Source organism: Microbacterium sp. zg.Y1084, assembly GCF_024623595.1.
GTDB classification, from domain to species: domain Bacteria; phylum Actinomycetota; class Actinomycetes; order Actinomycetales; family Microbacteriaceae; genus Microbacterium; species Microbacterium wangruii.
In genome coordinates, this window is the sequence record NZ_JANJGV010000010.1 from 135,607 (window position 1) to 157,307 (window position 21,701).

Genomic DNA, 21,701 nt, shown 5'->3' on the forward strand with positions numbered 1-21,701 from the left:
TTCCCCTCTCCGGCCGGCGCGACGCGCCCACGTGCGACAATCGAGCCGTGTTCATCGTGGTCGGCGTGACCGGCGGCATCGCCGCCTACAAGACGGTGCATCTCGTGCGCCTCCTCATCCTCAACGGTCACGACGTGCACGTGATTCCGACCGAGACGGCGCTGCGGTTCGTCGGCCTTCCCACGTGGGAGGCCATCAGCCGCAATCCGGTCACGACGTCGGTGCACGACGACGTCGCGCAGGTGCGTCACGTCGCCCTCGGCCAGCGCGCCGACCTCGTCATCATCGCACCGGCGACCGCTCATACGCTCGCCAAGATGGCCGTAGGCCTGGCAGACGACCTGCTCGGAACGACGCTGCTGGCCACGCGGGCGCCGGTCGTCGTCGCCCCGGCCATGCACACCGAGATGTGGCAGCACCCCGCCACCGTCAGCAACATCGCCCTCCTGCGCGAGCGGGGCGTGCACGTGGTGGGTCCGGCATCGGGCCGCCTCACGGGCAGCGACACCGGGCCCGGCCGCATGAGCGAGCCGGAGGAGATCGTCGCCGCCGCTCTCAGTGTCGTCGAGGGCGGCGGCGCGGGCGACCTCGACGGACTCCGCGTGGTCGTCAGCGCGGGAGGCACGCGGGAGCCGCTCGACCCGGTGCGCTACCTCGGCAACCGATCCAGTGGTCGTCAGGGCGTGCAGCTGGCATACGCGGCCGCCGCGCGCGGCGCCGAGGTCACCCTCGTCGCCGCGCACCTCGACGGCGACGTGAGGGCGGGAGTCCGCGCGCACGACGGCATCCGTCTCGAGCAGGTGGAGACGGCGCTGCAGCTGCGGGATGCGATGACTGCGGCGGCCGTCGGCGCCGACGTGGTCGTGATGGCCGCCGCGGTCGCCGACTACCGCCCGGCGGAGGTGTCCGAGGGGAAGATCACCAAGGAGGCGGGCGGCGGCACACTGTCGGTGCGCCTGGTGGAGAACCCCGACGTGGTCGCCGAGCTGGCGGCGGCGCGCCGGCCGGGTCAGACGATCGTCGCGTTCGCTGCGGAGACCCACGGCGATCCCGCCGAGCGCCTGGAGCGTGCGCGCCGCAAGCGCGAGCGCAAGCAGGTCGATCTGCTGGTGCTCAACGAGGTGGGCTGGCGCCGAGGCTTCGAATCCGACGAGAACGCGGTGACGATCATCGGCGCGTCCGGCGACGTGGCCGCCGAGGCGTCCGGGAGCAAGCGGCGCACGGCGGACGCCCTCTGGGATGCGGTGGTGGCGTTGCGGGCTCAGCGCCGCTGAGCGCGACCGCCGCCCGGGCGTGCGCTGCGGGGCATGAGTTCACCCTCGACCACATCGAACTCGGGGAGCCTGGCGAAGATCGCCTCAGCGGCGTCCGTCTCGGCCTGGTTCGGCTCGTCGGATGGGTAACGCACAATGGCACCTCCTCGCATCTCCTGCTCCCCCACACTCACACCCCGCAGGGGACCGCGGCGAGGTGTTGACAAAGCGTCGGACAGGTGCGAGCAACCCCGGGCGCCGGTAACGTGACGGCCGTGGGCATCATGTACTACGGCGGCGAGAGCACGCCGATCACCATCGACGACAGGGCGCTGGCACACCTGAAGGTCGTCATCGCGACCAAGCTGCGGCGTGGGGAGAGCTTCACGGTGTCGTGGCGGCATCCCGAAGGCGATCCTGAAGGACGCAGCACCATCTGGGTGCATCCCTCCATCCCCCTGCGGTTCGTCTTCGACGACCCCGAGCCGGCGGTGCTCAGCCGCGAGTGGATCGAGGAGCTGGCCGGGTCTGCGAACTCGTCCGGCGGCATCATGCTCGTCGCGGAGCACCTCGACCCGCAGCAGCGCGACGCCGAGTCGTCGGCCTAGGCCGCCGCCGGAGGGCTTCAGCCCTCTTCGACGAGGGAGTCCTCCTTGGGCTCCGGCACCACCGCGAGTCCGTTGGGGCCGCTGGCCGACTGCATCAGCGCTTCGACCCAGACCCGGTTGATGCGCGGCGCGCGGCTGCCGTGGAAGAGGAACTGCAGCGGCACCGAGGGGTGGATCCAGAAGCTGCGGCGATCTCCCCCGGGACCGGCATCCACATCGAACATGAACGGCTCGCCGCGGCGCAGCTTGTTCATGAAGACGATGCGCAGGTGAGCGAGGGTGCGGTCCTCGATCTCCACCGCGTTGCCCACGGTGTCGTAGATGAATCGGCCCATGGGGTCAGCGTAGCGCTCCGGACTGTGACCGCCCGACCAGGCCGTCCTCGGGGCCTGCGTCGGGGATCCGGTCCGTCAGCGACACCGTCAGTCCGCTGGCGGAGTTCGCCGCGGCGGCGAGGTCGCGGACGACATCCGCGTTGAGCGTCTCGGGCTCGGGCGAGCCGAAGACGAAGCGCATCGGGATCGCCGGCTGCATCCAGATCGTGCTGCGGCCCGCGGGCTCGTCCGCCGCGTGCTGCCACGTGAGGGTGAAGCTCTCGCCGCGGCGGAGCTTCGTCGCGATGACCACCTTCAGGTGGGCGAGCAGCCGATCGGGCACCTGGATGGGTGACGCGTTCATTCCGTAATAAAGATCACCCATGCGAATCTCTCCCCCGTGCGGCCAGAGTGGCTTATCGGCGAGATTACTAGTTTATCTAGCAAAAAGCGAGAGCGATGATCACCCGGCGTCGCCGAGCATCTCGCGGGCGCCGTCTTCCACAGCGGCGGGGATGACGAGGGGCCGGCCGGCGCAGAACGCCTCCCACTCGCGCACCAGCAGCGCCTCGATGCGCGCGGCCGGGATGCCGGGGAATTCGCCGGCGAGCCGGGCGGCTGCGGCAGCGAAAGTGACGACCGCCAAGCCCTCGACATGGGGGAAGGCGCCGTCTGCGGGGGCGGATTCCAGGTCGTTCACACCCCCATGTTTCCACGCAGATCCCGCGTCGGGCGACTGTCAATCCTGCGGGTAACTCGGCGGGCGAGTAACTAGTCCGAATGGACCTATTCGTGGGCGTCGACCTGGTCGACGGCGTCCTGCAGGCGGTTGAGGCAATCGATGACGACGCGGCTGTCCTCGGGGGTCATGTCCTGGACCGCCGCCATCATGCGCGCGTGCATCGCACCGAGGGTGTCCCGCACCTCCTGATCGGACTTGTCCGTGGCGATGACGTGGATGCTGCGCCGATCGGTCGGGTGAGGGCGGCGCACGATGTGGCCGGACTTCTCGAGGCGATCGATGATGGCGGTCGTCGACGCGGTGGACACCGCGAGGTAGCGAGCGAGCTCGGACGGCGAGACCATGCGGCCCTCGCCCTGCGCCTTGAGCAGGTAGCGCAGCACCAGCAGCTCGTTCTCCCCCATCGCCATGGCCTCGCGGGTACGGCGGCGCATGGCCAGTTCGGCCGCGCGGTAGAGCCGGAAGGCCTGGAGCACGTCCACCGCACGGCGGCGACGGTCGTCTTCACCATCGCCGTACCAGTAGTGAGCCGTCGGAGCGTCGGGATTGGCCACGACGGCATCATATGGCACACCCGCTCGCAACCCCGGGCCACCCGAACGATACTGTCGGCATGGATGCCGTGAACAATGCCGTCCTCGTCGCAGGCGATTCACTGTGGACGTGGGCAGTGCTCCCCATCCTGGCGGTGCTCGGCATCTACTTCACCGTGCGCTCGGGCGTCGTGCAGCTGCGGCTCATCCCGGAGATGTTCCGCACCCTCGGGGACCGGACGCCACGCTCCGAGGACGGCACCCCGCAGTCGGTGTCGGCGTTCCAGGCGTTCACGCTCTCCGCGGCATCCCGCGTGGGGGTCGGCAACATCGCCGGGGTCGGCACCGCCATCGCCATCGGCGGTCCCGGCGCGGTGTTCTGGATGTGGACGATGGCGTTCATCGGGGGCGCGTCGAGCTTCGTGGAGTCCACCCTCGGCCAGCTGTTCAAAGTGCGCGATGCCGACGGTTTCCGCGGCGGCCCCGCCTACTACATGCAGTACGGCCTCAAGGCGCGGTGGATGGGGATCGTCTTCGCCGTCATCCTCATCGTCTGCTTCCCCTTCGCCTTCAGCTCGCTGCAGGCGAACACGATCAGCGCCACCGTGTCGTCGAGCTTCGGCGGCGATGTCTCGTGGGTGCCGTGGGTGGTCGGCGCGGCGCTGGCCGCCCTCACCGGCCTCGTCGTGTTCGGCGGGCTGCGCCGCATCGCGCACGTCACCGAGGCCGTCGTGCCGGCGATGGCCCTCGCCTACCTGCTGCTGGGCCTGGTGATCGTCGCCCTGAACATCGAGCGACTCCCCGAGGCGTTCCTGTCGATCTACACCCAGGCGTTCGGGTTCAACGAAGTGGCGGCGGCCACGCTCGGCGTCATCATCATGAACGGCGTCAAGCGCGGGATGTTCTCCAACGAGGCCGGGCTCGGCTCGGTGCCGAACGCCAGCGCGACGGCGGCGGTGACCCACCCCGTCAAGCAGGGCCTGGTGCAGACCCTCGGCGTGTACTTCGACACGCTGCTGGTGTGCTCGATCACGGCGTTCATCATCCTCGTCTCGACGCCCGACCTCGCCGGCGCCGGCCGCGGCATCGGGCTGACGCAGAGCGCCGTCGTGGGAACGCTCGGCCCCTGGTCGAACGTCCTGCTCAGCATCATCATCTTCCTGCTGGCGTTCAGCTCGATCCTCGGCAACTACTACTACGGCGAGTCGAACATCGAGTTCATCTCGCCGCAGCGGCGCTTCCTGCTGACCTACCGCGTGCTGGTCGTGCTGGTGGTCTTCCTCGGCTCCATCGCGTCGGCCGACCTCATCTGGAACACGGCCGACGGGATCATGGGCCTCATGGCCCTGGTGAACCTGGTGGCGATCGCCCTGCTCTCCGGGCTCGTCTTCCGGCTGCTGAAGGACTACACCAGGCAGCGCCGCGAAGGCCGGAATCCGGTCTTCACGCGCGACCGTCTCCCCGACGTGACGGGCATCTCCTGCTGGGAGGACGAGCGCACCGTCACGGGCGTGCTCCCGGTGGTCACCGGCAGGAAGCACGCGCGCCGCTGAGTCGGGCCCGCCCGCAGAGGCGCGCGACGTCGGGCGAATGCCGTCGACACGATCATCGACGGGCTGCTCACACCGGCGCGGGCGGGGCCACTACAGTGATGCTCACGCGCCGGCGACCCGACCGGCGCGTGAGTTCGCAGCGCGGCAGAGTCGCCGCGCAGAAGGAGCACTGTGAGCACGCTCTCCCCCGCCCTGCCGCGCACGACGGACCGCCGCCTCCTCACGTGGATGTTCGTGATGAACGCGGCGCTGCTGACCTGCTATGCGGGGTTCATGGTGATCTTCATCCCAGACCAGGTGCAGCAGATCGATCCTGCGAACAAGGTCGGCAACCTCGCTCTGGTGATGACGGCGTCATCGATCGGCGCGATCATCATCCACCCGCTCATCGGCGCATTCTCGGACCGTACACGCAGCCGGTTCGGGCGACGGGCGCCGTGGATGGTCATCAGCGCGGCCACCGCGGCGATCATGATGGTGCTGCTCTCCGGCGCCGCCGACCTGTGGACCCTGGGGGTGTATTGGGTGCTCGTCATGCTGGCGCTGAACGCCCTGGCCACAGCCCAGGCCGCGATCGTGCCGGACCGTATCGCCCGGGAGCGCTTCGGCGCGGCATCCGGAGTGCTCGCGATGGGGACGTTCCTCGGCATGGGTCTGGGCGTCGCCGGGGCGGGGATCTTCATCAACAGCCTCGGCGTCGGCTACGCCACCTTCGGCGGCATGATCCTCATCGCCGCGCTGCTGTTCACGGTCTTCAACCGCGATTTCTCCTCGCGGGACATGGAGGTGGCGCCCTTCCGGTGGAAGGCGTTCTTCTCGAGCTTCTGGGTCGACCCGCGCTCCTATCCCGACTTCTGGTGGGCCTTCGCCGGGCGCTTCCTGCTGATCCTGGCCTACCAGAGCGTGCAGTCGTATCTGCTCTACATCCTGCGCGACTACATCGGCGTCTCGGACGAGGCGTCCACCGCTCTGAGCACGCCCCTCACCGCGGTGATGCTGGTGGGGGCGTTGGCGACGGCGTTCGCTGTCGGCAAGCTCAGCGACCGCCTGGCACGCCGCAAGGTCTTCGTGATCATCGCGTCGCTCATCATGGGGTCGGCCCTCGTCATCCCGCTGCTGTCGCCCACGGTCGCGGGCATGTTCGCCCTGGCCGCCGTCTTCGGGCTGGGCTACGGCATCTACCTGAGCGTGGACGCCGCTCTCATGACCGAGGTGCTCCCCACCGCCCAGGCGGCGGCCAAGGACCTCGGCATCCTGAACATCGCGACGACCCTGCCGCAGGCGCTGACGCCGGTGGTGGTGTGGGCGCTCATCTCCCTGACCGGCAGCTACACCGCCGTCTTCACCGCAGGCATCGTCTGCGCCGTGGCCGGCGCACTGTCGGTGCTGCCGATCCGGAGCGTCCGATGACGGGCCGGGAGATCACCTCACCCGTCGCGCTGGTGGACCGGCGCGGACGGCTGGATCCGGCATCCATCGGCTGGACCCGCCGGCAGCTGCACGACACCGACCGCATCGGGCGGGGCTGGTACGGCTGGGGTCGCAACAAGCGCTGGGAGTACTGGGGCGTGATGACGCCGACGCACGTGGTGGCCATGACCATCGCGGCGCTCGATTTCGCCAACGTGCGGCAGCTCTGGGTCCTCGACAGGGAGACCGGCACCGCGGTCAACCGCTTCGAGATCTCTCCGCTCGGTCGCGGCGTGCGCATGGCGGGCACCCACGGCGGCGGCCCGAACACCTCACGCGGGCGGCGGCTCACCCTGCGCTTCGAGGAGACCAAGGGCGGCACGCGATTGCGGGCGCAGAGCGACCGCGTGCGGGTGGACCTGCTGGCGCGCGCCCTGCCCGGCCACGAGGCGATGGGCATCGCCTCGCCGCACAGCGACCGGCTCGTGGACTACACGGTGAAGGACGTCGACCGGCCGGTGCAGGGCCTCCTCACCGTGGACGGCGTCACGCACGGCGTCGAGGGATTCGCCGTGCTCGACCACGCCCGCTCCCGCCCGCCGTATCGCACCGACTGGAACTGGGGCGCGGCCGTCGGCGCCGTCGGCGGTCGGCGCATCGGCATCAACCTCGGCGGCGGGGGCCCGCGGGGTCTGCGTCACGGACTCTCGCACACCGTGCTCACCGTCGACGGCCGGGTGCACAAGATCCCGACCGCGCTGGAGTGGGAGTTCGATCCGAGCGACTGGATGGCCCCGTGGCGCATGCGCACGGCGCGCATCGAGCTGGAGTTCACGCCCTTCTACGACCGGTATGCGCGCACGAACCTGCTCGTCATCCGCTCGACGACCCACCAGTGCTTCGGCACGTTCACGGGGCGGGTGCAGACCGACGAGGGCGAGTGGATCACGGTCGACGGGCTCGAGGGCTGGGCGGAGGACGTCCACAACCGCTGGTGAGCGGCGCTACGCCAGCGTGCGACGGTGGATCTGCGAGGTGAGGGACACCCCGTTCAGATCGAGGTACACCTGACCTTCGGTGACCGACAGCGTGGCGGTGTTGCGCCGCGCGATCACAGCGGCGGCGGCGTCGACGAACCCGGGGTCGAAGCTGTGCAGACCGATCGACTCCGGCCGGTGGATGGGCTTGCCGGTCCACAGCGCGAGCAGCTTCTCGGGGTCGCGGTGGGTGTACACCGCGGTGCGATCGGCGAGCTTGCTGCCGTAGTGCAGGCGCGCGGCATCCGGGGCGCCCACCTCGATCCACGCGGTGACGCGGCCGGTGAGGTCGCGCACGAGCACGGCGGGCTCGTCGGTGGCCGCGATGCCCTCGCTGAACGCGATGCCCTCCTCGTACTCGAGGCAGTACGCCAGCAGGCGCGTGACCATGAACGCGTCGGTCTCGGACGGATGCCGCGCGACGCGCAGGGCCAGCTCGTCGTAGACCCCGCGGTCGACGTCGGCCAACTGCACCGTGAAGGTGTGGATCACTGCGCCTGCGGCCATAACGATCGAGCCTACGCGGCGCGCGGCGCCGCTGCGGTCAGAGGCGCTCGATGATCGTGGCGTTGGCCATGCCGCCGCCCTCGCACATCGTCTGCAGCCCGTATCGGCCGCCGGTCGCCTCAAGGTGGGCGAGCATCGTGCCGAGCAGTCGCGTGCCGGATGAGCCCAGCGCATGGCCGAGGGCAATGGCGCCGCCCCACGGGTTGAGCTTGGCGGGGTCGGCCCCGGTCTCGGCCGCCCACGCCAGCGGCACCGAGGCGAAGGCCTCGTTGACCTCGTACACGTCGAGGTCGTCCATGCCGAGGCCGCTGCGTTCCAGAATGCGCGCCGTCGCCGGGATGGGACCGGTGAGCATCATCAGCGGATCGTCGCCGACGACGGCAAAGGAATGGAAGCGTGCGCGGGGGGTGAGCCCGAGCGCGGCGGCCGTCTGCTCGCTCATGATGAGGGCTGCCGACGCGCCGTCGGTGAGGGGGGACGAGTTGCCGGGGGTGATGCGCCAGTCCAGCTCGGGGAAACGCGCGGCGGCGGCGTCGGTGCGGAACGCCGGAGCCAGACCGGCCAGCGCGTCGGCCGTGGTGCCCGGACGCACCGTCTCGTCGGTCGCGACGTCTCCCACCGCGACGAGCTGCGACGCGAAGCGCCCCTCCGCCGCGGCGCGGGCGGCGCGCTCGTGGGATGCCACGGCGAAGCGATCGAGATCGTCGCGGCCGAGGTTCCATCGCGCGGCGATGAGCTCCGCCGAGACCCCCTGGTTCACGAGCCCGTCGGGGTAGCGCTCACGCAGACGGGGCGAGAACGCCGAAGCGCCCGAAGCCGCGGTCCCCAACGGCACGCGGCTCATCGACTCCACCCCGCCCGCGATGACGATGTCGTACGCGCCGGCGATGACACCCTGTGCCGCGAAATGGGCCGCCTGCTGGCTGGAGCCGCACTGGCGGTCGATGGTGGCGGCCGGCACGGTCTCGTCGAAGCCGGCGGCGAGCACCGCCTGGCGTGCGATGTTGCCCGACTGCTCCCCCACCTGGCTGACGCAGCCCAGCAGCACGTCGTCGATCTGGCGGGATTCCAGGCCGTTGCGCTCGAGCAGGGCTGTCAGCACCCCGGCGGTGAGATCCACGGGGTGGACGCCGCTGAGCGCCCCTCCCGGCTTGCCGCGCCCCGACGGCGTGCGCACCACATCCACGATCACGGCACTCGACATCCGCGGTCCTCCCTCGCACCGGCTGCGGCCGGCAGCGCCGGCACCCACGGTGCCACGCTAGCTCAGCCCAGGATGCTGGGCTCCAGATCGCGCAGCGCCCGGAAGTGCGTCTGCCGGGTCACGCCGATGGCGGCGATCACGAACCCGGCGACGAGCCAGGCCAGGAGTACCGCGGCATCCAGAATGGTGCGACTGAGGTCGCCGCCGTACATGAACTGCCGCATGCCGTCGACGACGAAGCTCATCGGCAGCACCTGGTGCAGCGCGGCGAGAGGGCCGGGGAGCGTCTGCCAGGGGAAGGTGCCGCCGGCGCTGACGAGCTGCAGCACCATCAGCACGAGTCCCAGGAATTGGCCCACCTCCCCCCACCACACGTTGAGCGCGAGGATGATCGCGGTGTACGTCAGGGTCGCCAGCAGCATGATGCCGAGCGTGCCGAGCGGATAGACCATCGGGAACCCGAGCGCGTAGACCAGCACGAGGAAGAGCAGCGCCATCTGCAGCATCCCGAAGAGTCCGGGCGTCAGCCAGCCGGCGAGCGTGATCCGGATGGGCGAGTGCAGCGCCGTGACGGCGCGGCGGGAGATGGGCCGGACGATGAGGAACAGCGCGTAGATGCCGATCCAGCCGGCGAGCGCGCCGAAGAACGGCGCGAGCCCGGCACCGTAGTTCGCGGCCTCTGCAGCCGCCGTCGTGTCGATCGTGATGGGGTCGGCGATGATGCGCGCCTGCGCGGCGCGGACGTCGGCGCTGCTGTCGGGGATCTCGCCCGCGCCGCTGACGAGGGCGTCGCGCAGCTCCACCGTGCCCGAGGAGAGCGTGCCTGCGCCGTCCCGCAGCGTGGCCGTCCCCGATGACAGCTCCTGCAGGCCGGAGGCGAGCGTGCCCAGCCCGTCGCGCAGCGACACCGCACCGTTGGCCACCTCCGCGCTGCCGCGGGAGAGCTCGTCGATCTCGCCGACGACCTCCTGCACGCGCTGGTCGCCGACGCGGATGCCGTCGGCGACGGTGTCGAGCCGCGACAGGATGGCATCGACGGTGGGGGGGTCGAGGCCGAGCGCGACCAGTTCGGCGGTGATGTCGGCGCGGGCCTGCGGCAGATCGGCGGTCAGCTGCGCGACCACCGATCCGACGCGGTCGGCGGCCGCGGCGATCTGTTCATCGCCGCCCGCCACCTGGGCCGCACCGTCGGCCAGTTGGGCGGCGCCGGCCTGCAGCTGCGCGGTGCCGTCGACGGCGCTCACTGCTCCCTCCGCGATGCGCACCGTGCCATCGGCCAGCTCCGCGGCGCCGGAGGCCAGCTGATCGGCACCTTGGCCGGCCTCGACGATCTTGCCGCGGATGGTCGAGATCGAATCGAGCAGCGTGGCGGCCGCCTCACGACTGACCTGCTGGGTTACGGCCGCGCGGATGCGGTCCACCGCCTGCGAGGCGATGTTGCTGGCGAGGTAGCTGTTGGCGTCGTAGGTCTCCAGCAGGATCTTCGCGCGTTGAGGATCATCTCCCGAGACCGATTCGAGGGAGGCGGTGAAATCCGTCGGCAGCGTGATGGCGAAGTCGAACCGGTCGCGCTCCAGGCCTTCCCTGGCCTCGGCCGCGGAGACGCGGCTCCAGTCGAAGTCGCGCCCCTTGAGGAGTTCGTTCGCGACCTCGTCGCCGATATTGCGGGCCGGGGTGTCCCCCTCGGCGGCGACCCCCTCGTCCTCCACGACGAGGGCGACGGGGACGTCGGGGAACTTCGCGTAGGGGTCCTGGTTGGCCCAGAGGTACAGACCCCCGTACAGGATGGGGACGATGATGAGGGCGAACAGCGCGAGCGCCGACATCTTCGTCGACACGAGCCGGCGCAGCTCGGCGAGGATCATCTGCGGCACCTTGAGGTGCGGCACCGGGATCGGCGCGGCCCTCATGAGCGGGCATCCTCGACGGCGGGCTCGCCGGGATCGCCGGCCTCGCGGTCGGTGTCGTCGGTGATGGCCCCGATGACCTTGGCCGAGGAGTACCCGGCGATCATGAGCATTCCGAAGCCCCGGTCGGCGAGCGCGAGTGCCTGGTCCCACCAGATGCGCGGGTCGCCGCCGTGACGGTCGGGGGCGACGACGACGAGCGCCTCGACGTCGGCGCGCAGCACCGCCAGTTCGGTGAGCAGGTGCATCCGCGCGCGGGGGGCGACCGTGGCGATGGGGCGGCGCATGAGGTGGTCGAGATGATGGTGACTGAGCCAGCGATGCACCGTGCGGCGGCCGGACGACACGCCTGCGAACATGAGCTCCTCCGCCGTCACGGCGCCGACCGTGACACGCGGCGCGGGTTCGGAGATGTCGGGCGCATCCACCAGGGCGATCCGCCGGCGCATGCCCGCGGCGTCGGCCATGCCGTCGATCTCGATGGTGCCCTCGTCCGGCTTCATCCGGCCGGAGGCCAGCAGACCGAGCACGGTCGGGCGCTGCTCGGTCTCGGCGCGGGCGAAGACCGCCTGGCCCGTCTCGAACGAGAGGTCGGTCTGCGGCAGGGCTTCGCCGTTGCGCCCCTTGCTCACTCCGCGAAGCTCGATCTTCATGGCGTAACCTCCCGGTGCTGGGCTCCCGACCGCTGCGCTCCTGCGCGCCGGCGTGGAAACCGAGTCTCCCCGGCGGCACCCCCGCCGTCCATAGCCCCGCTCGGCGTCGGGCGTGCACGCCCGATTTGCCATCCGGGACGACCGGCGGCAGGATACCCCTGGGGGTATCTTGCCCCGAAGGAAAGTGAGTACGCGATGACGTCATCCCCCAGCCGCACTGCATCCGCCACGGGACCGCGGGTCGTGATCGTCGGCGGCGTGGCCGCCGGCATGTCCGCCGCCACCCGCCTGCGCCGCTTGGATGAGACGGCTCAGATCACCGTGCTCGAGCAGGGTCGGTACGTGAGCTTCGCCAACTGCGGGCTGCCGTACTACGTGGGCGGGGTGATCGCCGACCGTGATTCGCTGCTTCTGCAGACTCCGCAGTCACTGCGCGCGCGCTTCGACCTGGACGTGCGGGTGGGCCACGAGGTCGTCGCCATCGACCGTGACGCACGCACCGTCACGGCACGTGAGATCGCCAGCGGGGAGACGGTCGTCGCGGCGTACGACCACCTGATCCTGGCGACCGGTGCCGCGCCGCGCATGCACGTGGACGCCGCGCCGGACGCCGCGCCCGTGGTGACGCTGCGGACGATCGATGACGTCGATCGGATCACGGCCGTGCTCGCGGCTCGCGGCGAAGAGCAGGGTCGCGCCGTCGTCATGGGCGCGGGCTTCATCGGCTTGGAGGCGACCGAGAACCTGGTGCACAGAGGCCTGGCGGTCACGCTCGTGCAGCAGGGCACGCGCCCGATGTCGCCGCTCGACCCCGAGATGGCGGCCGCGGTGATGGACACGCTGGTGGCTCACGGTGTGGATGTGCGCACGAGCACCACCGTCGACGCGATCGACGCGGCCGGCGTGCATCTGTCCGACGGCACCGTCGTCACGGCCGACCTCGTGGTGGATGCGCGTGGCGTCGCCCCCGCGGCAGGCCTGGCCCGGGCGGCCGGCCTGCGCATCGGTGCCACGGGAGGGGTCGTCGTGGACGGGCATCAGCGCACCGACGACCCGCGGATCTTCGCCGTCGGCGATGCCGCCGAGAAGACGGATGCCGTCTCGGGCGAAGCCACCCTGGTCACGATGGCCGGGCTGGCGAACCGCCACGGGCGTGCGGCGGCGGACGTCATCGCGTGGGACAACGGCCGACTGGATGCCGCTCCCCGGCTTGCCGGCCCCGCGCTCGGGACGGCCATCATCGGCCTGTTCGACGTGACGGTGGCGATGGTGGGCTGGAGCGAGCAGCGCCTGATCGCCGCGGGCCGTGAGCACCGGGCGATCCACACCCACCCCACCGACCACGCCGGGTACTACCCCGGGGCGCAGCGTATGGCGATGAAGGTGATGGTCGATCCCCTGTCCGGTCTGATCCTGGGCGCGCAGATCGTCGGCGGGAACGGCGTGGACAAGCGCATCGACGTCATCGCGACCGCGATGCACGCGGGACTGCCCGCTGCCGAGCTGGCACACCTCGAGCTCGCCTACGCGCCGCAGTATGCGTCGGCGAAGGACCCGCTGAACATGGTGGGGTACGTCGCGGAGAACCTCGCGACCGGTGTGACCGACTCGGTGCAGTGGCATGAGCTGCCGGCGGCGCTCGCCGCGGGAGCAACCCTGATCGACGTGCGCTCACCGCAGGAGTTCTCCGCGGGCGGGATCCCGGGGAGCATCAACATTCCCGTCGACGCGCTGCGCGAGAGCATCGCGTCGCTGCCCGACGGCGAACTGATCGTGCACTGCCAGGTGGGTCAGCGCGGCCATACCGCCGCGCGCATCCTCGCGCAGCTGGGACGTCCCGCCCGCAACCTCGACGGCGGATACCTCACCTGGAAGGCCGGTGCCGCCGTCGCCGCCGCTCTGCAGCCTGCCTGACAGCACAGCTGACACGTCGGCGGGCAGGTCGCCACCGGGTCGTCCCGTGCGGCACGATGGAGGCCATGGCTCTGCTCCTGCGTCCGTGGACCGGCGAAGACGCCGCGGCGCTCGCCCGTGCTGCGCACCGCGACCCGGACCTCTCCATCCAGTTCAACGGCGGCGATCTATCGGATCCCGCAGCGGCGGCATCCTTCATCGAGGCGAACCTGCGCTTCGACGAGCGGACGAAGAACTGGGCGCTGGTCGACGACGGCGTCGCCGTCGGCAACGTCGGCGCGTCCGGCATCGAGTTCCGGCACGGGACGGCATGGATCTCGTACTGGCTCGCCGCCCCCGCTCGGGGCAAGGGGTACGCGACCAGCGCTCTTCTCGCGGTGTGCGACTGGGCGTTCGGGCAGGGAGTGCACCGCTTGGAACTGGGGCACCGCGTGAACAACCCCGCTTCGTGCCGGGTCGCGACCGCGGCCGGCTTCCGCGCCGAGGGGATCGAGCGCGAGAAGCTCCGCTACGGCGACGAACGCTTCGACGTCGAGACGCACGCCCGCCTGGCCACCGACCCTCAGGTCGTTGCGCAGCCGTCGTCGCCCCCCGTGACCCTCTTCTCCACCGCAGAGGACGCCCTCACGGGCCTGGGCTAGAACGGCGGCGGCACCCCCGCGCTACCCGCCGCGCTGAATGCCAGCACCCGTGCCGGCACGTCGGGGTAGACCCTGCCCGTCGGGCTGGTCCACTCCAGCGCTCCCCCTGCGCGCTGCACCACCGTCCACGCGGAGTGGTGCTTGAGACTGTGATGTCGCCGGCACAGGTGCGCGAGATTGCAGACCTCCGTGGCGCCGCCGCGCGCGAAGTCGACCGTGTGGTCGATGTCGCAGCGCCAGACACCGGAGCGGCACCCCGGGAACCGACAGTGCTCGTCGCGCGCCCGCAGATATCGCCGCTGCGCCTGCGTCGGTCGGTAGCAATCGCTCGCGGTCACGGCGCCGGTGCCGGCATCCACGAAGAGCCGGTCCCACGAGGGCGCACCGCCGGCGAGGTGCCGGGCCGTCGCCGGATCCACCGAGCCGTGGCCGGGGATGAGGGCGACACCGTCGCCCCCATTCAGCGTCGCCGCGGGAACCGTCACCTGGACGTGCGCGACGATCGCCTCGGTCTCGCACCTCGTCGCATCGGACGCCGTGGCCGTCGCGTGTCCGGTGAGCAGCAGGTCCGCCAGCACATCGGCGCGACGCTGATCGATCGTGCGCGCGTCGACAGCGCCGCCGAGGTCAGCCTCGCCGCCGTCGCCGGGTTCGCGACCCTCGCCACGTCCGCCGAATTCTCCCGCGCCCGCCTCGCCACGACCGCCGCACCCGGTCGCATCGTGAGCCGCATCGCTGCCACGCCCCTCGTCGCCGCCTGCCGCGCCGCCTGCCGCATCGCGGAGAGCCCGGGCGTACCGGTCGATGCGGTCGCGGATGCCGTGCGCCAGCGCCGCGGGGAGCAGCGCCACCAGTTCGGCCATGCCGTCGTCGAGATCGCGCACCCACACCCGCCGCCCCTGCGCGGCATCGACGTGCCGCTCGGTCGGCGGCGCAGGGTCGATGCGCTGTGCCAGCATCGCGATGATCGGCCGCGCCCGGCCGGGCGTCTCGCGCTCGGCCACCACCAGCGCCGCCTGCTCGAACAGAGTGCGAGCCTCGGGATCGACGATGCGGGACCCCGCCTCATCGATGACGCGCACGTGCGCTGCGTCGATGCGCCCCTCGCGCAGCGCAGCGACGACCAGCGGGAACGCGACCAGCAGCGCGGCCGTGCGGTGGATGCGCTCCTGCATCCCTCGATCGGACCGCCGCAGCGCGGCCCCCACTTCGGCGGCGATCGACCGTAGGGGCAGCTCGCGCTCCCGCTGCGCGGACACCGGGATGCGTGCGGTCTGTGCCGCGGCGATCTCGCCGGCGCGCCCCAGCAGCTGCAGCTCGCGAGCATGGAGCGCCGCCATCGCCCGCCGGTTCTCCTCGAGCCCTTCCACCACGTCGCTCATCGACCGCGCATGGGTCGGCTCGGGAAGAGCGGCGGAGGAGGTGTGCATAAGGAGATTCTCCTCGCACCCTCCGACATTGAGGCAGGGAATTCCCCGGTCAGATGACTATTGTGGACAACTCAGACCGTACCCGACCTGTGCAGAAGGCGCGGCCGCAGCAGGTGGGCGGGCGACGCGCAGCAGGCGGCCGGGCGACGCGCAGCAGGCGGCCGGGCGACGCGCAGCAGGCAGGCGGGCGACGCGCAGCAGGCAGGCGGACGACGCGCAGCAGGCAGGCGGACGACGGCAGCAGGCAGGCGGACGACGCCAGCACCGCAAGCGGGCGAGCCGCCGGATCGGGCTGCCGGCCCTGCGTGCGGCCACGCCGGCCCCACCCCTTCAGTCCCCCAGCCCGCGGACGCCCCCGCACCGCGCACGCCCCCGCCGGCCCTCAGCCCGTCAGTCCCCCAGCCTCCGCCGCACCCGCGGCGGGGGCGGCGGCGGAACCTCTTTCGCCGCGATGATCGCCCCGCGGGGAATGCGCTCCACGCCGCGCTTGCCGTCGACGACCACCGTCGTGGCATCCGCGCTCAGCAGCTCGCCCAGCGCATCGGTCGCCTGACCGGTCGGCAGCAGGTAGCGCACCGCGACGCGCCGACCGGGCTCGGGCAGGGTCACCATGAGCCGGGAGCGTAATCCTTCAGGAACACCCCGAACAGGTCCTCGCCGGCCTCGCCGCGCACGATCGGGTCGTAGACGCGGGCCGCGCCGTCGACGAGGTCGAGCGGCGCGTGGAAGCCTTCTTCGGCGAGGCGCACCTTGGTGGGGTGCGGCCGCTCGTCGGTGATCCAACCGGTGTCGACGCTGGTCATGAGGATGCCGTCGCTCTCGAACATCTCCCGCGCGCTCGTGCGCGTGAGCATGTTCACCGCGGCCTTGGCCATGTTGGTGTGGGGATGCCCCGGACCCTTGTAGCCCCGGCCGAACACACCCTCCATGGCACTGACGTTGACGATGTAGGTGCGGCGCGCGGCACTGGCCGCCAGGGACGGCCGCAGCTTCGACACCAGCAGGAACGGCGCCGTGGTGTTGGCCAGCTGCACCTCGAGCATCTCGAGCGGATCGACCTGCTCGACGCGCTGGGTCCACGAATTGATGCCGTCGAGGTCGGGGATGAGCCCGCCGGCGTCGATCGCCGTGCCGGCGGCGAGCCGCTCGAGCGAGCTCGAGCCCGCAGCCATGGCCTGCTCGGTCAGCTCCTCGGCCCGCGACACGACGGCCGCCTGCGCGGTCAGCTCGTCGGCGCGCGAGGCGGCGGCCGCGAGGATGGGGTGCGCGCTCACCGAGCGCTCCAGCGCCTGCGGATGCCGGTCGTTGGTGTGACCGAAGGTGATCAGTTCCGGCAGCGGCCCGTCGGGGAGGGGCGCCAGCTCGGCATCCACCAGCGGCTGGTACGCGCCGGGCGAGCGCCGCACGGTCTGCGTGGCGTTGTTGATGAGGATGTCGAGGGGGCCGGCGGCCGCGACGTCGTCGGCCAGGCCGATCACCTGCGCGGGGTCGCGCAGGTCGATGCCGACGATCTTCAGGCGGTGCAGCCATTCGGCCGAGTCGGGCAGGCTGCTGAACCGGCGCACCGCGTCGCGCGGGAAGCGTGTGGTGATCGTGGTGTGCGCGCCGTCGCGCAGCAGTCGCAGCGCGATGTACATGCCGATCTTGGCGCGGCCGCCGGTCAGCAGCGCCCGCCGGCCGGTCAGGTCGGTGCGGGCGTCGCGCTTGGCGTGACTCATCGCCGCGCAGGCAGGGCACAGCTGGTGGTAGAACGCGTCGACGATCGTGTACGGCTGCTTGCAGATGTAGCAGCCGCGGGGCTTGATCAGCGTCCCGGCCGTCGGGGCGGTCGTGGTCGTCGAGATCGGGATGCCTCGGGTCTCGTCATCGATGCGATCGGGGGCTCCGGTGGCGGTCGCGGCGACCACGGCGCGGTCGGCCTGAGCCACGGCGTCGCGGATCTCACGACGGCGCACCTTCTTGACGGCCTTGAACATGGCCGCCGTCGCCTGGCGCACGGCGATGTAGTCGGGGTGACTCTGATCCACCCGGTCCATCTCGGCCAGCACCCGGAGGGTGGTCTCGAGGTCGGCGGGATCGATCCCGCTCGAGGTCACGTCGGACGTGGGTGATATCGCAGCGGGCACAAGGAATTCTACGACGGGCCGCATGGGCGAAACCTGTTACCGTGCCAGCGTGACGACAGCGATGGATGCCCCGCCGCGCAGCATCCGCGTCTCGGCGGCGGTCATCGTCGATGCCGAGGGGCGGCTGCTGGTGGTGCGGAAGACCGGCACGACCGCGTTCATGCAGCCGGGCGGCAAGCCCGAGCCCGGCGAGACGGCGAGCGAGACGCTCAGTCGCGAGCTCGCCGAGGAGATCGGAATCCGCATCGCGCCCGACGCCCTGCGCCCGCTCGGCGTCTTCACCGCCGCTGCGGCCAACGAGCCGGGCTTCCTCGTCGTAGCCGACGTGTTCGCCGCCGACATCGGCGGTCAGCAGCCGCGCGCCGCAGCCGAGATCGCCGAACTGCGGTGGGTGACGCGAGCGGATGCCGACGAGCTCGACATCGCCCCGCTGGCGCGGGAGAACTTCCTGCCCGAGTGAAGCCGATCGCCTCGTCGCTGCGGCGGCCGCGGGTGCCGCAGCAGCGAGGCGCGTCGATCTACGGGGCGCTGCCGTCCGCCGTCGTGGAGTCCGCCGCGCCGGGCCGGTGCGACGCGGCATCCGGCGCCGCCGTCTCGCCGACCTTCCCGGGGACGTCCTCCTCGCGGGCGCGCCGGCCGAGCGGGATCGTCGTGAGCAGACCCACGAAGAGCGCAGCCACCGCGACCCACGCGGCCACCGATACGCCCTGCGTCAGCGCGTCTCGCGCCGCGTCGGCGATCGCGGCCGTGGCCGGGTTCTTGCCGAGCTCGCCGATGAGAGCACCGGCGGACGTCGAGACGGCATCCACCAGTTCGCCCACCTTCGGATCCGCCGCGATCTGGTCGCTGAGGCGCGACTCGGTGCCGATGCGCAGCGTCGTGAACAGCGCGGTCCCGAGCACCGCGATGCCGAGGGCGGACCCCACCTGACGCGAAGTGGACTGCACCGACGACGCCTGTCCCGACTTCTCCACGGGCACGTCGATGAGGATGAGCTGCGTCAGCTGCGCCGTGGCGAAGCCGACGCCCATGCCGTAGAAGAACAGCGGAACGCCGGTGACCCACAGGTTCGAGTCGGGGCGGATGAGCAGGGCGAGCGCGGCGAGCGAGACGATCTCCAGGATCACGCCCAGGCGCACCATCTGCACCGGCGACAGGCGCTTGGACAGCGACTGGATCGACCCGCTCGCGAGGAACGAGCCGACCGCGAGCGGCAGCAGGGCCAGGCCCGCCTCCAGGGCGTTCATGTCCCGGGCGTACTGGAACCACAGCGGCAGGGAGAGGATCAGGCCGAACTCTCCGAGCGAGACGGTCAGGGCGGTGATGTTGCCGTTCGCGAACGTGCCGATGCGGAACAGGGACACGTCGATCAGCACCGACTTGCTCGCGGCCACACGCCGGCGCTCCCGCCACACCAGGGCGGCGAGCACGAGGATCGAGAGGACGAACAGCACCGGGATCACGCTGAATCCGCCGAGGCTGATCGGTGCGGAGTCCGTCGCCTCCCACCACCCGTAAGCGCGCCCTTCGATGAGGGCGAACACGAGCAGGCCGAACCCGAGCACCGAGGTGCCCACGGCGATCCAGTCGCTGAAGCGGCCGGCGTCGCGCTGGCGGGATTCGGGGATGCAGAGCATCACGCCGATGATGACCACGACGCCGAACGGCAGGTTGATCCAGAACGCCCAGTGCCACGAGAACGCGCTCGTGAGCCAGCCGCCGAGCACCGGTCCCACTGCGGCCATCGACCCGATCGTCGCACCCCAGACCGCGAACGCGATGCCCCGCTCCTTGCCCCGGAACGTGGCGTTGAGGAGGGCCAGGGTGGTCGGCAGGATCATCGAGCCGCCGACGCCCTGCAGGGCGCGGGCGGCGATCAGCCAGGTGCCGTCGATGGCGAAGGCGCAGAGGATGCTCGACGCGACGAAGACCACGACACCGATGACGAGCAGCCGGCGACGGCCGAGGCGGTCGCTCGTCGTGCCCCACACCATGAGCAGAGCGGCGAAGACGAGCGTGTACACCTCCTGCACCCATTGGATCTGGGTGGTGGTGAGATCGAGCGACTCGACGATGCTCGGGACCGCGACCGAGACGATCGTCGAGTCCATGATGATCAGTGCGACGGCGACGGAGATGGCCGCCAGACCCCACCAGCGAAGGCGGTGGTAACGCTCAGTGTCCTGGTTCACGTCGGGTCACACTACTCCTGCTTCCGGGTTTTGGACGACGGATACCGACACGGTGTCAGCTTCCGCTTCGGGCGGCGAGGCCGGGCTTGTCCGACAGGCGGAGCTCCTTCAGGAAGAACGCCACCACGAACCCGGCCACCCCGAGCGGAAGGAGGTACCAGAACGAGGTCGCGAGGGCATCGGCGTACGCCTCGACGACCCGGTCGCGCAGCTCGGCAGGGAGCTGCTGCACGGCGGAGGGGGTGAGCGATTCGGCCCCGAACCCCGAGGGCACCTGCGAACGGGGGAGCCGGCTGATCGTCTGCTCGAGGTCGTCGCGCAGCGACGTGGTGAAGGCGGTGGAGAACAGACTGGTGCCCACCGCCGCGCCGATCTCGCGCAGGAAATTGTTCGTCGAGGTGGCCACGCCGATGCGCTCGGGGTTCACCGCGTTCTGGGCGGCGATCACGAGCGTCTGCATCACGAATCCGAGCCCGAACCCCAGCACGAAGATCATGGCGCCGAAGGTCACCATCGACATGTCGGCCGAGAGCTGGGTGAGCCACAGCAGCCCGAGCGTCGCGATGCCGAACCCCGCGATCGGGAACACCTTGTAGCGGCCCGTGCGGGTGATCAGCAGTCCCGACGCCAGCGCGGTGATCATGAGGCCGACCGTCATCGGCAGCATCAACAGCCCCGAGTCGGTGGCGCTCGCGCCCTCGGCCATCTGGAGGAACGTCGGGAGGAACGTCAGCGCGGCGAACATCGCCACGCCGAGGATGAGCGAGAGCGTCGCGGCGACGGCGAACGTCCGGCTGCGGAAGATGTCCAGCGGCACGAGCGGGTCGGAGGCCTTGGACTCCACCACCAGGAACAGTGCGAATGCCAGGATCGTCCCGGCCAGGAGTGCCAGGAGCCCTGGGCTGGCCCAGTCGTACGAGGTGGTGCGGGTGAGCGAGGTCCAGCTGGTGAGGAAGACGATGCCGGCCGTCGTCGCGGCCAGCAGCACCGCCCCGGCGAGGTCGAACCGATGCTGCCTGCGGTGCTCCGGAATCCGCAGGGTGAACCATGCGATGAGCAGGGCTGCGATGCCGACCGGAACATTGAGCCAGAAGCACCAGCGCCAGCCCGGCCCCGAGGTGAGCCAGCCGCCGAGCAGCGGGCCCGCCACCGTGGCGATGCCGAACACCGCCCCCATGGGTCCCATGAACTTGCCGCGCTCCCGAGGCGAGACGATGTCGGCGATGATCGCCTGCGAGAGGATCACCAGCCCGCCGGCGCCCAGCCCCTGCAGCGACCGCCAGGTGATGAGGCCCTCGAACGACCCCGAGAGCGCAGAGCCCGTCGAGCCGACGATGAACAGGGCGATGGCGAGGAGGAACGGGGTGCGACGGCCGAAGAGGTCGCCGACCTTTCCGTAGATGGGCATGACGATGGCGATGGCGAGGAGGTACGCCGTGACGATCCACCCCTCCCCCTGGGCCGCCCCCAGGTCGCCGACGATCGTGGGCAGCGCCGTGCTCACGACGGATTGATCGAGTGCCGACAGCAGCATCGCCGCGAGGAGGGCGCCGAAGATCGTGTAGACCTGCCGTCTGGTCAGATCCACCCCGGACCGGTCGATCGACGCCGCGGACGCGCTCACGCGTACGGTCTACCACCGAAACCCTGCGCTCAGAAGGCCCACGCACCGGCTCC

General features: G+C 71.0%; 22 protein-coding genes. 8 read left to right on the forward strand and 14 right to left on the reverse strand.

The features are described 5' to 3' along the window. Positions 1–47 precede the first annotated feature (47 nt). Positions 48–1,274 (forward strand): bifunctional phosphopantothenoylcysteine decarboxylase/phosphopantothenate--cysteine ligase CoaBC, encoded by a 1,227-nt coding sequence (gene coaBC / locus NQ165_RS12415; RefSeq protein WP_257533675.1) that lies wholly within the window; start codon positions 48–50, stop codon positions 1,272–1,274. Here the strand turns inward: coaBC and NQ165_RS12420 are convergent. Then, entirely contained in the window at positions 1,262–1,408 is a 147-nt protein-coding gene (locus NQ165_RS12420) for a hypothetical protein (protein WP_257533676.1), read from the reverse strand. The two genes, coaBC and NQ165_RS12420, sit on opposite strands and share 13 nt — an antisense overlap. A gap of 120 nt (positions 1,409–1,528) precedes the next feature. On the opposite strand from NQ165_RS12420, the gene NQ165_RS12425 reads away from it, so the two are divergent. Continuing rightward, entirely contained in the window at positions 1,529–1,861 is a 333-nt protein-coding gene (locus tag NQ165_RS12425; protein WP_257533677.1) for a hypothetical protein, read from the forward strand. 17 nt (positions 1,862–1,878) lie between these two features. Here NQ165_RS12425 and NQ165_RS12430 read toward each other — a convergent pair whose 3' ends face one another. The 4 genes from NQ165_RS12430 to NQ165_RS12445 form a co-directional block, all read right to left on the reverse strand. After that, positions 1,879–2,196: an ATP-dependent DNA ligase gene (locus tag NQ165_RS12430; protein WP_257533678.1), complete on the reverse strand. Its 318-nt coding sequence runs from the start codon at positions 2,194–2,196 to the stop codon at positions 1,879–1,881. Between the two features lie 4 nt (positions 2,197–2,200). After that, positions 2,201–2,560, reverse strand: a complete 360-nt coding sequence (locus NQ165_RS12435) for a hypothetical protein (protein ID WP_257533679.1) — start codon at positions 2,558–2,560, stop codon at positions 2,201–2,203. A gap of 78 nt (positions 2,561–2,638) precedes the next feature. Continuing rightward, the gene (locus NQ165_RS12440; RefSeq protein WP_257533680.1) at positions 2,639–2,875 is read right to left on the reverse strand and encodes a hypothetical protein; all 237 of its coding nucleotides are present in this window, start codon (positions 2,873–2,875) and stop codon (positions 2,639–2,641) included. Positions 2,876–2,961: 86 nt separating this feature from the next. After that, positions 2,962–3,471 (reverse strand): MarR family winged helix-turn-helix transcriptional regulator, encoded by a 510-nt coding sequence (locus tag NQ165_RS12445; protein ID WP_257533681.1) that lies wholly within the window; start codon positions 3,469–3,471, stop codon positions 2,962–2,964. Positions 3,472–3,530: 59 nt separating this feature from the next. On the opposite strand from NQ165_RS12445, the gene NQ165_RS12450 reads away from it, so the two are divergent. From NQ165_RS12450 to NQ165_RS12460, 3 genes are all read left to right on the forward strand, one after another. Continuing rightward, the gene (locus NQ165_RS12450; protein WP_257533682.1) at positions 3,531–5,003 is read left to right on the forward strand and encodes a sodium:alanine symporter family protein; all 1,473 of its coding nucleotides are present in this window, start codon (positions 3,531–3,533) and stop codon (positions 5,001–5,003) included. Between the two features lie 171 nt (positions 5,004–5,174). Beyond that, positions 5,175–6,413, forward strand: a complete 1,239-nt coding sequence (locus NQ165_RS12455; RefSeq protein ID WP_257533684.1) for an MFS transporter — start codon at positions 5,175–5,177, stop codon at positions 6,411–6,413. Beyond that, the gene (locus NQ165_RS12460; RefSeq protein WP_257533685.1) at positions 6,410–7,411 is read left to right on the forward strand and encodes a DUF2804 domain-containing protein; all 1,002 of its coding nucleotides are present in this window, start codon (positions 6,410–6,412) and stop codon (positions 7,409–7,411) included. The genes NQ165_RS12455 and NQ165_RS12460 overlap by 4 nt, the downstream gene beginning before the upstream one ends. A 6-nt stretch (positions 7,412–7,417) precedes the next feature. On the opposite strand, the gene NQ165_RS12465 is transcribed toward NQ165_RS12460, so the two are convergent. The 4 genes from NQ165_RS12465 to NQ165_RS12480 form a co-directional block, all read right to left on the reverse strand. After that, positions 7,418–7,957, reverse strand: a complete 540-nt coding sequence (locus NQ165_RS12465) for a YaeQ family protein (RefSeq protein ID WP_257533686.1) — start codon at positions 7,955–7,957, stop codon at positions 7,418–7,420. A gap of 37 nt (positions 7,958–7,994) precedes the next feature. Next, positions 7,995–9,161 carry an acetyl-CoA C-acyltransferase gene (locus NQ165_RS12470; protein WP_257533687.1) on the reverse strand — a complete coding sequence of 389 codons (1,167 nt, stop codon included), beginning with the start codon at positions 9,159–9,161 and terminating at the stop codon, positions 7,995–7,997. Between the two features lie 62 nt (positions 9,162–9,223). Further along, complete coding sequence (locus tag NQ165_RS12475) at positions 9,224–11,071, reverse strand: YhgE/Pip domain-containing protein (protein WP_257533688.1); 1,848 nt, start codon at positions 11,069–11,071, stop codon at positions 9,224–9,226. Beyond that, entirely contained in the window at positions 11,068–11,721 is a 654-nt protein-coding gene (locus NQ165_RS12480; protein WP_257533689.1) for a hypothetical protein, read from the reverse strand. Before NQ165_RS12480 ends, NQ165_RS12475 begins: the two co-directional genes overlap by 4 nt. A 195-nt stretch (positions 11,722–11,916) precedes the next feature. On the opposite strand from NQ165_RS12480, the gene NQ165_RS12485 reads away from it, so the two are divergent. Together NQ165_RS12485 and NQ165_RS12490 are read left to right on the forward strand one after the other, a co-directional pair. Then, positions 11,917–13,635, forward strand: coding sequence for an FAD-dependent oxidoreductase (locus NQ165_RS12485; protein ID WP_257533690.1), 1,719 nt, complete (start codon positions 11,917–11,919; stop codon positions 13,633–13,635). 65 nt (positions 13,636–13,700) lie between these two features. Then, complete coding sequence (locus NQ165_RS12490) at positions 13,701–14,276, forward strand: GNAT family N-acetyltransferase (protein ID WP_257533691.1); 576 nt, start codon at positions 13,701–13,703, stop codon at positions 14,274–14,276. Here NQ165_RS12490 and NQ165_RS12495 read toward each other — a convergent pair. From NQ165_RS12495 to NQ165_RS12505, 3 genes are all read right to left on the reverse strand, one after another. Further along, complete coding sequence (locus NQ165_RS12495; protein WP_257533692.1) at positions 14,273–15,706, reverse strand: HNH endonuclease signature motif containing protein; 1,434 nt, start codon at positions 15,704–15,706, stop codon at positions 14,273–14,275. The genes NQ165_RS12490 and NQ165_RS12495 overlap by 4 nt on opposite strands. Positions 15,707–16,096: 390 nt before the next feature. Continuing rightward, positions 16,097–16,318, reverse strand: a complete 222-nt coding sequence (locus tag NQ165_RS12500) for a hypothetical protein (protein WP_257533693.1) — start codon at positions 16,316–16,318, stop codon at positions 16,097–16,099. Beyond that, the gene (locus NQ165_RS12505) at positions 16,312–17,856 is read right to left on the reverse strand and encodes an SDR family NAD(P)-dependent oxidoreductase (RefSeq protein ID WP_257533694.1); all 1,545 of its coding nucleotides are present in this window, start codon (positions 17,854–17,856) and stop codon (positions 16,312–16,314) included. Before NQ165_RS12505 ends, NQ165_RS12500 begins: the two co-directional genes overlap by 7 nt. A 37-nt stretch (positions 17,857–17,893) precedes the next feature. Here NQ165_RS12505 and NQ165_RS12510 point away from each other — a divergent pair, with 37 nt between their 5' ends. Continuing rightward, complete coding sequence (locus NQ165_RS12510) at positions 17,894–18,292, forward strand: NUDIX domain-containing protein (RefSeq protein WP_257533777.1); 399 nt, start codon at positions 17,894–17,896, stop codon at positions 18,290–18,292. 58 nt (positions 18,293–18,350) lie between these two features. Here the strand turns inward: NQ165_RS12510 and NQ165_RS12515 are convergent, their stop codons facing one another. Further along, positions 18,351–20,024 (reverse strand): MFS transporter, encoded by a 1,674-nt coding sequence (locus NQ165_RS12515; RefSeq protein ID WP_257533695.1) that lies wholly within the window; start codon positions 20,022–20,024, stop codon positions 18,351–18,353. Between the two features lie 55 nt (positions 20,025–20,079). After that, positions 20,080–21,648 (reverse strand): MDR family MFS transporter, encoded by a 1,569-nt coding sequence (locus NQ165_RS12520; RefSeq protein WP_257533696.1) that lies wholly within the window; start codon positions 21,646–21,648, stop codon positions 20,080–20,082. Positions 21,649–21,701: the final 53 nt, after the last annotated feature.

Excerpts from the sequence above, each read along its gene's own strand:
- NQ165_RS12505 (WP_257533694.1), bottom strand. The coding sequence starts at position 17,856 with ATGCGGCCCGTCGTAGAATTCCTTGTGCCCGCTGCGATATCACCCACG.
- NQ165_RS12500 (WP_257533693.1), bottom strand. The coding sequence starts at position 16,318 with ATGGTGACCCTGCCCGAGCCCGGTCGGCGCGTCGCGGTGCGCTACCTG.
- NQ165_RS12460 (WP_257533685.1), top strand. The coding sequence starts at position 6,410 with ATGACGGGCCGGGAGATCACCTCACCCGTCGCGCTGGTGGACCGGCGC.
- NQ165_RS12510 (WP_257533777.1), top strand. The coding sequence starts at position 17,894 with ATGGATGCCCCGCCGCGCAGCATCCGCGTCTCGGCGGCGGTCATCGTC.
- NQ165_RS12435 (WP_257533679.1), bottom strand. The coding sequence starts at position 2,560 with ATGGGTGATCTTTATTACGGAATGAACGCGTCACCCATCCAGGTGCCC.
- NQ165_RS12430 (WP_257533678.1), bottom strand. The coding sequence starts at position 2,196 with ATGGGCCGATTCATCTACGACACCGTGGGCAACGCGGTGGAGATCGAG.
- NQ165_RS12490 (WP_257533691.1), top strand. The coding sequence starts at position 13,701 with ATGGCTCTGCTCCTGCGTCCGTGGACCGGCGAAGACGCCGCGGCGCTC.
- NQ165_RS12480 (WP_257533689.1), bottom strand. The coding sequence starts at position 11,721 with ATGAAGATCGAGCTTCGCGGAGTGAGCAAGGGGCGCAACGGCGAAGCC.
- NQ165_RS12495 (WP_257533692.1), bottom strand. The coding sequence starts at position 15,706 with ATGCACACCTCCTCCGCCGCTCTTCCCGAGCCGACCCATGCGCGGTCG.
- NQ165_RS12485 (WP_257533690.1), top strand. The coding sequence starts at position 11,917 with ATGACGTCATCCCCCAGCCGCACTGCATCCGCCACGGGACCGCGGGTC.
- NQ165_RS12470 (WP_257533687.1), bottom strand. The coding sequence starts at position 9,161 with ATGTCGAGTGCCGTGATCGTGGATGTGGTGCGCACGCCGTCGGGGCGC.
- NQ165_RS12465 (WP_257533686.1), bottom strand. The coding sequence starts at position 7,957 with ATGGCCGCAGGCGCAGTGATCCACACCTTCACGGTGCAGTTGGCCGAC.
- NQ165_RS12475 (WP_257533688.1), bottom strand. The coding sequence starts at position 11,071 with ATGAGGGCCGCGCCGATCCCGGTGCCGCACCTCAAGGTGCCGCAGATG.
- NQ165_RS12450 (WP_257533682.1), top strand. The coding sequence starts at position 3,531 with ATGGATGCCGTGAACAATGCCGTCCTCGTCGCAGGCGATTCACTGTGG.